This window comes from Limnohabitans sp. G3-2 (assembly GCF_002778275.1).
In the GTDB taxonomy this organism is placed as follows: Bacteria; Pseudomonadota; Gammaproteobacteria; order Burkholderiales; family Burkholderiaceae_C; genus Limnohabitans_A.
Genome location: NZ_NESG01000003.1, coordinates 246,152 through 257,792 on the forward strand (window position 1 = coordinate 246,152; position 11,641 = coordinate 257,792).

Genomic DNA, 11,641 nt, shown 5'->3' on the forward strand with positions numbered 1-11,641 from the left:
ATGAGCAAGAAGGTCTTCATCAAAACCTTTGGCTGCCAGATGAACGAGTACGACTCGGACAAGATGGCCGATGTGCTGGGCGCGGCCCAAGGCTACGAGCCCACGCAGGACGTGGACGAGGCCGATCTGATTTTGTTCAACACCTGCTCGGTGCGTGAGAAGGCGCAAGAAAAAGTGTTCAGCGATCTGGGCCGGGTGCAGCACCTCAAAGCCAAGGGCGTGCTGATTGGCGTGGGCGGCTGCGTGGCCAGCCAGGAAGGCGCCGAGATCATCAAGCGTGCGCCCTATGTGGACGTGGTGTTTGGCCCGCAAACCCTGCACCGCCTGCCCGAATTGCTGGCCGAGCGCGAGCGCAAGCAGCGCCCGCAGGTGGACATCAGCTTTCCCGAGATTGAAAAGTTTGACCACTTGCCGCCCGCCAAGGTGGAAGGCGCCACCGCTTTTGTCTCGATCATGGAAGGCTGCAGCAAATACTGCAGCTATTGCGTGGTGCCCTACACCCGAGGCGAAGAAGTCTCGCGCCCGTTTGACGATGTGCTGGTCGAGGTGGCGGGGCTGGCCGCGCAGGGCGTGAAAGAGATCACCCTGCTGGGCCAGAACGTGAACGCTTACCGGGGCAAGATGGGCAGCACCGCAGACATTGCCGACTTTGCACTGCTGCTGGAATACGTGGCCGACATGCCGGGCATCGAGCGCATCCGCTACGTGACCAGCCACCCCAACGAGTTCACCCAGCGCCTGATCGACGCTTACGAAAAGATCCCCAAACTGGTGAGCCACCTGCACCTGCCGGTGCAACACGGCTCGGACCGCATCTTGATGGCCATGAAACGCGGCTACACCGCCATGGAATACAAGAGCACGATCCGCAAGCTGCGGGCGATCCGCCCCGACATGTCGCTCAGCAGCGATTTCATCGTGGGCTTTCCCGGCGAGACCGAGGACGACTTCAACAAGATGATGAAGCTGATCACCGATGTGGGTTTTGACACCAGCTTCAGCTTCATCTTCAGCCCCCGCCCGGGCACCCCTGCGGCCAATTTGCACGACGACACGCCACACGCCGAAAAATTGCGCCGCCTGCACCACCTGCAAGCGACCATCGAAGAGAATGTGCAGCGCATTGGCGACAGCCGCGTGGGCACCGTGCAGCGCATCTTGGTGGAGCGCCCATCACGCAAAGACGCCACCGAGCTGGCCGGCCGCACCGAGTGCAACCGGGTGGTCAACTTCCCTGGTGGCCCCCACATGGACCGCCTGATCGGTCAGATGGCCGATGTGCGCATCACCCAAGGCCTGTCGCATTCGCTGCGCGGCGAGTTGGTGGTCAAGGACTGATCCGCTGGGTTTTCAGGATTCACGCCCGACTTCGCGGATGTAGCGGCGGTAGTCGCCGTGCGGGATGGGCGTGCAGCCTTGCACTGGGCGGTTATAGACATAGGTCTGCACAGAGCGGCCATGCAGCGGGCCGCCCACCACCGTGACCTCCTCGCGCCAGTATTGTGAGGCGGCGCGGTCCCCGAGCACCATGGCTTCGACCACGTCCAGCCGCGCCAGGTGCGCGTCATCGACTTCATAGACCTCGCCGGTGACTTGGCCTTCGCCCAGCAGCAGACCGGGGTAGCGGCCCACATCGACCAAGCGACCCGGCACCTGGGCGGCCCCGATCCATCGGGCGCCGTGCATTTCGGCCTCAAGTCGCAAACCGGGCATCAGGGTGCCGTAGATGAACAGAGCATTTGTCATGCGCCTGATTTTGCGTCAACAAGGTCCATGTTGTCTGCCGCGCATTGGACAGCCATCCACACCCCTCTGCCCTGTCGCCTGTTGGCGGCAAGCACCCACGGCGGCCGTATAAACTGCCCTCCAGAGACTGGGCATCCCTCCCGCACCGAGGTCGACGCCCAACCACAGACACAAGGCACAGAGGCGCCCATGAAAGCAGAGCAAAACGAGTTGATCACCCGCATCGGGCCCGGCACGCCCTGCGGCGCGGTCATGCGCCACTACTGGCAGCCCGTGGCCCTGGTGGACGAGTTCAACCCCGCGCTCGATCCGCGCATGGCGATTCGCCCCGTCAAAGCCGTGCGCATTCTGGGACAGGACCTGGTGCTGTTTCGCAACGCGCTGGGCGAGTACGGTTTGCTCGATCGCGACTGCCCGCACCGTGGCGCGGACCTGGCCTATGGGCGCAACGAAGGCGATGGCCTGCGCTGCCCCTTTCATGGCTGGAAGTTCGACGTGACGGGCCAATGCATCGAAACGCCTGCCGAGCCCACGGGCAGCGCACTGTGCAAGCGGGTGCGCCAGCGCAGTTACCCGGTCATGGAGCGCAGTGGCATCCTTTTTGGCTGGTTCGGCCCCGAAGGCCAGACGCCCCCGCCCTTGCCGGGCATCGACGCCTTCAGCGCCCCGGCAACGCACACCTTTGCTTTCAAAGGGCTGTGGCATTGCAACTGGCTGCAGGCCTTTGAGGTGGGCATTGACCCGGCGCACGCTTCGTACTTGCACCGTTTTTTCCAAGACGAATCGCTCGAAGGCAGTTATGGCCGCCAGTTCCGGGGCGCGAGCGCGGGCGATGTGCAAGGCGAGCGTTGGCCCATGACGCGCGTGATGCGTGAACTGGACCAGCCCGAGATTTCATTTGAGCCCACCGATGCGGGCATGCGCCTGACGGCGCTGCGCCCGATCCACGAGGCGCTGACCCATGTGCGGGTGACCCACGCGCTGTTCCCGCACACTTTTGTGATTCCGCTGTCCGAGACCATGACCATCACGCAGATGCATGTGCCGGTGGACGACACGCACACCTATTGGTATTCGGTGTTCACCAGCTTTGACAGCCCGGTTGACAAAGAAGCCATGCGCCAGCAGCGCCTGCCCTCGGTCACCCTGCCGGACTACATCCCCAAGGCGGGCCGACACAACCACTGGGGCTTCAACCCCGAAGAGCAAGTGGCGCGCACTTACCTTGGCATGGGCGAGGACGACATCAATGTGCACGACCAGTGGGCCTGCGAAAGCATGGGGGCGATCCAGGACCGCACCCGCGAGCACCTGGGCACCAGCGACAAGGTGATCATGGCCCATCGGCGCATGCTGCTCAAAGCCATCGAGGTGGTGCAAGCCGGGGGCTCGCCACCCGGCTTTGCGCAAGCGGCTGTGGCCAGCCAGCGCGTGGGCCCCGACACGGTGGACGGCATCGCCCCCAGCGGACAGTGGCCGCAGTGGTGGCGCCAGGCGTGTGATGCCAAGCGCAGCGGCGCACCGTGGGACGCGGCACTGCCGGGCCCTGTGGCCGCTTCAGCCGACACGGGTGCGGCATGAGTTTCGCTGAACGCTGCGGCCTGCAAACCCGCGAACGGCAAGCCGCTTGCGAGCACTTGCTCCGGCAGGTGCAAGCCTCGGGCATCGAGCTGATCCGCCTGGGATGGTGCGACCTGCACGGCGTGGTGCGCGGCAAAACCATTGTGTCTTCGCAGCTGCGCCAGGCCTTGAGCCAGGGCATCGGCATGGTCAGCACCTTGCTGCTCAAAGACAGTTCAGACCGTACCGCCTTCAAGGTGTTCGAGCCAGGCATCGAAGAGACCCTGCCCGGCTTTGCCGGGGCCAGCAACCTCACGCTCATGCCCGACCCGGCCAGCTGGCATGTGCTGCCTTGGACCGAAAAAACCGGCTGGCTGCAGTGCCAACCCTATTTGGCGGATGGCCGCATCGTGCCGCTCGATTCGCGCCATGTGCTGCAGCAAGCCGTGCAGCGACTGGCCGAGCGCGGCTGGCAAATGCGCTGCGGGCTCGAGATCGAGTTCCACATCTACCGCCTCAAAGACCCGCTGCACGGCCAGGATCTGGACCCGAACCGCGCCGCATGGCCCGGCCCTGCGCCGGAGGTCAACCTGATCCACCCGGGCTACAACCTGCTGACCGAAGGCTGGTTTGACCGGGCCGAAGAGCCGCTGCGCATCGTGCAGCGCACCGCCCAAGCCCTGGGCCTGCCGCTGATTTCCCTCGAAATCGAACTGGGCCCCAGCCAGGTGGAGGCGGTGTTCGACGTGAGCGATGTACTGACCGCCGCCGACAACATGGTGCTGTTTCGCAACGCCACGCGTCAGGCCCTGCGCCGCGCCGGCTACCACGCCACCTTCATGTGCCGCCCGCCGTTTGAGCACATCATGTCCAGCGGCTGGCACCTGCACCAGTCCCTCTGCGAAGCGCGCTCGGGACGCCATGTGTTCATGCGCGATGCCGCAGCACCGGGCTGCGGTGTGCGCGATGCGCGGCAGGTGCTCAGCGACGTGGGGGCATCCTGGCTGGCGGGTCTGCTCTCGCATGCCCCGGCCTTGACGGCCTTGTGCACCAGCACCAGCAATGGCTATGGGCGTTTCAGGCCCAACGCGATGGCGCCTCAGTCCATGGTGTGGGGACGTGACAACCGGGGCGCCATGCTGCGTGTCATCGGCACACCCGGCGACAGCGCCACCCGCATTGAAAACCGCCTGGGCGAACCCGCGGCCAACCCTTACCTGTACATGGCCTCGCAAATCCACGCAGGGCTCGATGGCGTGGACGCGCAGCTGCAAGCGCCCCCCGCCACCGAAAACCCTTACGCGCCAGGCCCGGCCACCATCCCGACCAGCCTGGCCGATGCGGTGCAGGCCTTGCAATCCGACGCCGCCTTGTGCCAGGCGCTGGGGCAGCCCTTTGTCGGCTACTACAGCACCCTCAAACTGGCCGAGCACCAGCGCATGGTGCAGGCCGAAGACGTCCAGGAATTCCACCGCCGCGAATACTTCGGGCGCATTTGACCCGCTTTTGAATCAGAACGCCCAAGGGCGAAGCATTGAACATGATCACGATCCACCTGCACCCCCACGACACCACACAAGCGGCGCGCACCCTGCAAGCCCTGCCCGGCCAAAGCCTGATGCAGGCGGCTGTTGATGCGAATTGGCCCGGCATTCAAGCCGATTGTGGTGGGCTGCTGACCTGCGCCACCTGCCATGTGGTGGTGCACAGCGACTGGCAGGGCAAGTTGCCGCCGGTGAGCCCCGACGAAGACGGCATGCTGGCCTTCACCGCCCAAACGCGCGAGGTGGGCAGCCGCTTGTCGTGTCAGATTGAACTCACACCCGAGCTGGACGGCCTGCAGGTCACGCTGCCCGCCAGCCAGTACTGAATCAGCGCGGCATGCCGGGGAAGCCCCCGCCGCCGCCCATCATGCCTTTCATGGCACCCATGCGTTTCATCATTTTCATCATGCCGCCGCCGGACATTTTTTTCATCATGTCCTGCATTTGCTCAAACTCCTTGAGCAGGCGGTTGACATCCTGCACCTGAACGCCTGCGCCTGCTGCAATGCGGCGCTTGCGGGTCGCCTTGATCAACTCGGGCTTGCTGCGCTCCTTGGGGGTCATGCTGTGGATGATGCCCTGCTTGCGACCGATGTCTTTTTCGACCTTGTCCATGTCCATGGCGCCGGCTTTGGCCGACAGCTGCGACGGCAATTTGTCCATCAAACTCGACAAACCACCCATCTGTTTCATCTGCTGGATCTGAGCCAAAAAGTCATTCAGATCAAACCCACCACCGCTCTTGACCTTGGCGGCCAGCTTTTGTGCAGCCTCCATGTCCACGCCAGCCGTGACCTGCTCGACCAAGGCCACGATGTCGCCCATGCCCAGCACACGGCCCGCGTGCCGTTCGGCATCGAACACTTCAAGGCCGTCAATTTTCTCGCTCGTGCCCGCAAACTTGATCGGCACGCCCGTGATCTGTCGCACTGACAGGGCCGCACCACCGCGTGAGTCGCCATCGAGCTTGGTCAACACGATACCGGTCAAAGGCAGTGCATCACTGAAAGCCTTCGCCGTGTTGGCCGCGTCTTGGCCCTGCATGGCGTCGACCACAAACAAGGTTTCAACCGGCTTCAATTCGGCGTGCAAGGCCTTGATCTCGGTCATCAGCGCTTCGTCAATCGCCAGCCGGCCAGCGGTATCGACCAGCAGCACATCAAAGAAGTGCTTGCGGGCGTAGTCGATGGCGGCACGCGCGATGTCGATCGGCTTTTGGTCGGGCGTGCTGGGGAACCATTCGGCCCCGGCCTGAGCGGTCACCGTCTTGAGCTGTTCGATGGCGGCGGGGCGGTACACGTCACCTGAAACCGTGAGCACTTTTTTCTTGCGCTTGTCGATCAGATGCTTGGCCAGCTTGGCCGTGGTGGTGGTTTTACCCGCGCCTTGCAAACCCGCCATCAAGATCACGGCCGGGGGTTGGGCCGCCAGATTGATGTCCGAGACGCCCTCGCCCATGGTGGCGGCCAGCTCGCGGTTGACCACGCCCACCAAAGCCTGGCCGGGCTTGAGAGAACCCATGACCTCTTGGCCCAGGGCTTTTTCCTTCACGCGGGCAATGAAGTCGCGAACCACCGGCAAGGCCACATCGGCTTCGAGCAAGGCCATGCGCACCTCGCGCAGCATGTCGGCCACGTTCGATTCGGTGATGCGGGCCTGCCCGCTGAGGGTCTTGACGAGGCGTGAAAGTTTGTCGGTCAGGGCGGAGGCCATGGGGGGAATCCAGATATTTCAGGTCCAGCCTGTTGGCGCCACCCCATTGGCAGCGCCTGAAAGGCTAAACTCGGTGTCATGATTTTAGCGAGTCCCCCATTTTGGACGCTGCCCGCCACCGTGCTGGCGGCTTTGGCCTACGGCCTGCCAGCCTTGGCGGGTGAGCGTCTGTCCCACGCGCATGCACGTCGCCTGCTGGGGATCGCTTGGGCCGCCCATGCCGTGGCATTGTTGAGTTTGTGGGTTGGCCCTGCGCACTTTGGTTTTGCGCCCGCGATTTCGGTGACCGCTTGGCTGGTGGTGAGCGCCTACATATTAGAGAGCCAGTTTTTTCCCAAATTCAAAGCCCGCTGGACCATGGGCAGCCTGGGGGCCCTGGCCGTCGTGCTGGCTTGGTTCTTCCCCGGCAGCCCCCTGTCAGCGCAAGCCTCCGCTTGGCTGCCTTTGCATTGGGCTTTGGGTTTGTCTGCTTACGGCATGTTTGGGGCCGCCGTGGTTCACGGCTGGATGATGACCCGCGCTGAGCGGGACATCCGGCAAGCCCACGATGCCAGCAGTGGCGTGCCCCTCTTGACGCTCGAACGCCTCACCTTCCGCTTCGTGCTGGCCGGTTTTGTTTTGTTGACCGCCACCTTGGTCGCTGGCGTTTTGTTTGGTGATGCGCTGTATGGTCAAGGCCAAGGCCACTGGCGCTGGGATCACAAAACCATTTTTGCGTTGCTGTCTTGGCTGACTTTTGCCGTCTTGTTATGGGGCCGCAGCCAGTGGGGCTGGCGAGGTCGTCGGGCCGTTCGGGTGCTTTACATTGGCGCGAGTTTGTTGCTGCTGTCTTATGCAGGCTCCCGATTTGTCATGGAAATTTTGCTGGGGCGCATGGGATGAAATACTTGCTGATTTTGCTGCTGGTGTTGTTCGTCATTTGGGCCGTCAAGCGAGGTCGGGCGCCCAAGCCCCCTCAAACGCCAGCCAAACAGGAAGGGGCTGCGCCATCCGAGATGGTCTCTTGCGCCCATTGCGGCATCCACTTGCCACAAGAAGAAGCCGTCGCGGGTCAACAAGGTCTTTACTGCAGCACCGACCACCGCTCTGCGGCACAAGACCGCAACCCGGTCTAAGGCCAGCGCGCGGCACATGCCTTCCGAGCCCACTCTTGCGCCTTGGCACCAAGGCTGGCACAGACAAGCTCAGCACTTGAAGTCTCCCAATTTTGGGCCCCGCCCTGGCGGCGTTTGCATCGATTTGATCGTGGTCCATTCGATCAGCCTACCGCCAGGTCAATATGGTGGCGATGCGGTACAGCGCCTGTTCACCAACCGGCTCGACTGGGATGCCCACCCTTACTTTCAAAGCATTCGTGGCCTGGAGGTGTCCTCTCACTTCTTCATCCGGCGCGACGGCGCCTTGTGGCAATTTGTCAGCTGTGATGAACGCGCCTGGCATGCGGGGGCCTCTCAATACCAAGGCCAAAGCAATTGCAACGACAACTCTGTGGGCATCGAACTGGAAGGCTTGGAGGGCGAGACCTTCGAAGATGCCCAATACCACGCATTGGCCCAGTTGTGCCGCGACCTGGCGCAGCACTACCCCATCGCGCATGTCGCAGGGCATGAGCACATTGCACCGGGCAGAAAACTGGACCCCGGTCCCGGCTTTGATTGGACACACCTTCAAAAGTTGCTGGACTTTCCAGCCCAGGCCTTCCCTGAGCGCTGAATTTGACCGTCTGTCAAAAAAATAGCGTTGGGCCACGCCCGCTGTTTTTATCTGCCACCGGCCGGAAATCCGCCCATGTCCCCATCCAGACTTTCGCCTGCCATCAAGGCGCGCTGCAACAAAGTGCTTGGCAGGCCTCTACTGGCTTGAAATGACAAGTTCAAATCGCACCAAATCAAGCCTTCCCAGCCACTTTTTCAGCAAGTAAAAAAGTGCACCACAACGGCGGCGCCAAGAATAATTCCAGGGCGTCGCAAGAAACAGACAAAACTGGCCAGTACACTACCTGTAGTGGCTTGTGCAGTTGTCAGACACCAGATATAGTGTCTCTTACAAATTTTCACAACTGCACAAAGCGCTGATTTGCGCGCTTCGCCCAAGCCTTCAGAACCGAAAAAAATCACAGAAATGACCATGCAAACAGACCTGAACATCGCCACGTCTTCTCCCGCCTTGATGCGCCAGCCAGAAGCGTCTGCCCACGGCACGCCCAGCCTGCAAGCGCTGGCCCATTACCAGATCATTCGCCGCAATGGCGGCGTGGTGCCGTTTGAGCCGAACAAAATCGCCGTGGCCCTGATGAAAGCCTTTTTGGCGGTTCATGGCACACAAGGTGCCGCGTCTGCCAGTGTGCGTGAAGTGGTCGAAGAATTGACCCAAAACGTGGTCCGCGCTTTGGTGCGTTCACGCCCAGGTGGTGGCACGTTCCACATCGAAGATGTGCAAGACCAGGTCGAACTGGGCCTGATGCGCAGCAGCAACCACGAAGTCGCTCGGGCTTATGTGCTTTACCGCGAGCGCCGCACACAAGAGCGCGCCCAACACCAGCAAGAAGCCGCACCACAGCCCAGCGCCCCCAGCTTGCATGTGATCGATGGTGGCCAACGCGTCGCCTTGGACGTCGACTACCTCAAATCGCTCATGGTCAATGCCTGCGCCGGCTTGGGCAAAGACGTCAGCCCCGAACCCATCGTGGCCGAAACCATGCGCAATCTGTACGATGGCGTGCCGATGGAAGAGGTGTACAAAGCGTCCATCTTGGCGTCACGCACCCTGATTGAGAAAGACCCGGATTACACCTATGTGACCGCCCGCTTGCTGATGCACACCATCGCCAAGGAAATTTTGGGCCAAGAAGTGCCACAAAGCGAAATGGGCGAGGCTTATGTCAACTACTTTCCACAGTTCATCAAAAAAGGCGTGGACAACGACCTGCTCGATGAAAAATTGTTGCAGTTTGACCTGAAACAATTGGCCAATGCGCTCAAGCCTGAACGCGATTTGCAGTTCGATTACCTGGGCTTGCAGACCTTGTACGACCGCTACTTCCTTCACGTGCGCAAGACACGCATCGAAATGCCCCAGGCTTTCTTCATGCGCGTGGCCATGGGCTTGTCTCTCAACGAAATCAACCGCGAAGCGCGCGCCATCGAGTTCTACGAGATTCTGTCGTCGTTCGACTTCATGTCGTCCACACCCACCCTGTTCAACAGTGGCACCTTGCGCTCACAACTGTCGAGCTGCTACCTGACCACCGTGCCCGACGATTTGGACGGCATTTACGAATCCATCAAGGAAAACGCCTTGCTGTCCAAATTTGCTGGCGGCTTGGGCAACGACTGGACGCGCGTGCGGGCCATGGGCTCTCACATCAAGGGCACCAATGGTGAATCTCAAGGTGTGGTGCCTTTCCTCAAAGTCGTGAACGACACGGCCGTGGCTGTGAACCAAGGCGGCAAGCGCAAAGGCGCCGTCTGCACTTACCTGGAAACCTGGCACCTCGACATCGAAGAATTCCTGGAACTGCGCAAAAACACCGGCGACGACCGCCGCCGCACGCACGACATGAACACGGCCAACTGGATTCCAGACTTGTTCATGCGCCGCGTGATGGAAAAAGGCAACTGGACACTGTTCTCGCCTTCCGACGTGCCCGATTTGCACGACCTCTTCGGTTTGGCTTTTGAAAAAGCCTACGTGGCTTACGAGCAAAAAGCCGAGCGCGGCGAGATCAAACCCAGCAAGACCGTGCCTGCCACCGACCTGTGGCGCAAGATGCTGTCGATGCTGTTTGAAACCGGCCACCCCTGGATCACGTTCAAAGACCCTTGCAACGTGCGCTCGCCTCAGCAACACGTGGGCGTGGTGCACTCATCCAACCTGTGCACCGAGATCACACTCAACACCAGCGACACCGAAACCGCGGTTTGCAACTTGGGCTCCGTCAACTTGTCCCGCCACTTAAAAGACAGTGCCAACGGCAAAGTGCTGGACCACGACAAGCTGAAAAAGACCATCACGATCGCCATGCGCATGCTGGACAACGTGATCGACATCAATTACTACGCCGTCAAGAAGGCCCGCGACTCCAACATGCGTCACCGTCCTGTGGGCTTGGGCCTGATGGGCTTCCAAGACGCCTTGTACGAGATGCGCACGCCCTATGCCTCGCAGGCAGCTGTTGAATTCGCCGACCAGTCGATGGAAGCCATTTGCTACTACGCTTACTGGGCCTCCACCGAATTGGCCAAAGAGCGCGGTCAATACGCCACCTACAAAGGTTCTTTGTGGGACCAAGGCATCTTGCCTTTGGACACGCTCAAACTGCTGGAGCGAGAGCGCGGTGGTTATGTTGAAGTGGACCGCTCGTCCACCTTGGATTGGGACGCGCTGCGCCAGAAAATTGCCAAAGACGGCATGCGCAACTCCAACTGCGTGGCCATTGCGCCAACCGCCACGATTTCCAACATCATTGGCGTGGACGCATCCATCGAGCCTTGCTTTGGCAACCTGTCGGTCAAGTCCAACTTGTCGGGCGAGTTCACCGTGATCAACGGCTACCTGGTGCGTGACCTCAAGCGCTTGGGTCTGTGGGATGACGTGATGGTCATGGACCTGAAGCACTTTGACGGTTCTTTGCGCCCCATCGATCGCGTACCGCAAGAAATCAAGGCCTTGTACGCCACGGCGTTTGAAGTGGAAACCACTTGGCTGGTGGAAGCCGCAGCGCGCCGCCAGAAATGGATTGACCAAGCCCAGTCTCTCAACATTTACATGGCTGGCGCATCGGGCAAAAAGCTCGACGACACCTACAAACTTGCTTGGTTGCGTGGCCTCAAAACCACTTACTACCTGCGCACATCCAGCGCGACGCAAGTGGAAAAATCCACGGTGAATGCAGGCTCACACAATGCGGTGTCGTCCTCGGGCATGAATCCAGCAGAGACTGCGGCTGCCGCTGCACAAGCGCCAATGAACACGTCGCCTGCGACCGACGTCAAGTTTGTGGCCATTGACGATGTCGGCTGCGAAGCTTGTCAGTGAATTGAAAAGCATTGCACTTTGCTGTGACAAGCCAAGTGCGA

The 11,641-nt window shown here is 61.1% G+C and carries 10 protein-coding genes; 8 read left to right on the forward strand and 2 right to left on the reverse strand.

Going from position 1 to position 11,641, the window contains the following annotated elements; genetic code table 11:
- Complete coding sequence (gene miaB / locus B9Z31_RS05655; protein ID WP_100118580.1) at positions 1-1,338, forward strand: tRNA (N6-isopentenyl adenosine(37)-C2)-methylthiotransferase MiaB; 1,338 nt, start codon at positions 1-3, stop codon at positions 1,336-1,338.
- A 12-nt stretch (positions 1,339-1,350) separates the two neighbouring features.
- Here the strand turns inward: miaB and B9Z31_RS05660 are convergent, their stop codons facing one another.
- Positions 1,351-1,746, reverse strand: a complete 396-nt coding sequence (locus B9Z31_RS05660; RefSeq protein WP_100118581.1) for a gamma-glutamylcyclotransferase — start codon at positions 1,744-1,746, stop codon at positions 1,351-1,353.
- A gap of 189 nt (positions 1,747-1,935) precedes the next feature.
- On the opposite strand from B9Z31_RS05660, the gene B9Z31_RS05665 reads away from it, so the two are divergent.
- From B9Z31_RS05665 to B9Z31_RS05675, 3 genes are read left to right on the forward strand one after another with little or no spacing between them, the layout of a single operon-like run.
- Positions 1,936-3,327, forward strand: coding sequence for a Rieske 2Fe-2S domain-containing protein (locus tag B9Z31_RS05665; protein WP_100118760.1), 1,392 nt, complete (start codon positions 1,936-1,938; stop codon positions 3,325-3,327).
- The gene (locus B9Z31_RS05670) at positions 3,324-4,805 is read left to right on the forward strand and encodes a glutamine synthetase family protein (RefSeq protein ID WP_100118582.1); all 1,482 of its coding nucleotides are present in this window, start codon (positions 3,324-3,326) and stop codon (positions 4,803-4,805) included. Before B9Z31_RS05665 ends, B9Z31_RS05670 begins: the two co-directional genes overlap by 4 nt.
- A gap of 41 nt (positions 4,806-4,846) precedes the next feature.
- Complete coding sequence (locus tag B9Z31_RS05675; RefSeq protein WP_100118583.1) at positions 4,847-5,176, forward strand: 2Fe-2S iron-sulfur cluster-binding protein; 330 nt, start codon at positions 4,847-4,849, stop codon at positions 5,174-5,176.
- Between the two features lies 1 nt (position 5,177).
- Here the strand turns inward: B9Z31_RS05675 and ffh are convergent, their stop codons facing one another.
- The gene (gene ffh / locus B9Z31_RS05680) at positions 5,178-6,563 is read right to left on the reverse strand and encodes a signal recognition particle protein (RefSeq protein WP_100118584.1); all 1,386 of its coding nucleotides are present in this window, start codon (positions 6,561-6,563) and stop codon (positions 5,178-5,180) included.
- 78 nt (positions 6,564-6,641) lie between these two features.
- On the opposite strand from ffh, the gene B9Z31_RS05685 reads away from it, so the two are divergent.
- From B9Z31_RS05685 to B9Z31_RS05700, 4 genes are all read left to right on the forward strand, one after another.
- Entirely contained in the window at positions 6,642-7,445 is an 804-nt protein-coding gene (locus B9Z31_RS05685) for an inner membrane protein YpjD (protein ID WP_100118585.1), read from the forward strand.
- Positions 7,442-7,678, forward strand: coding sequence for a PP0621 family protein (locus B9Z31_RS05690; protein WP_100118586.1), 237 nt, complete (start codon positions 7,442-7,444; stop codon positions 7,676-7,678). Before B9Z31_RS05685 ends, B9Z31_RS05690 begins: the two co-directional genes overlap by 4 nt.
- Before the next feature lie 16 nt (positions 7,679-7,694).
- Positions 7,695-8,276 (forward strand): 1,6-anhydro-N-acetylmuramyl-L-alanine amidase AmpD, encoded by a 582-nt coding sequence (ampD, locus tag B9Z31_RS05695; RefSeq protein WP_100118587.1) that lies wholly within the window; start codon positions 7,695-7,697, stop codon positions 8,274-8,276.
- 414 nt (positions 8,277-8,690) lie between these two features.
- Positions 8,691-11,600 (forward strand): ribonucleoside-diphosphate reductase subunit alpha, encoded by a 2,910-nt coding sequence (locus tag B9Z31_RS05700; RefSeq protein ID WP_100118761.1) that lies wholly within the window; start codon positions 8,691-8,693, stop codon positions 11,598-11,600.
- Positions 11,601-11,641 lie beyond the last annotated feature (41 nt).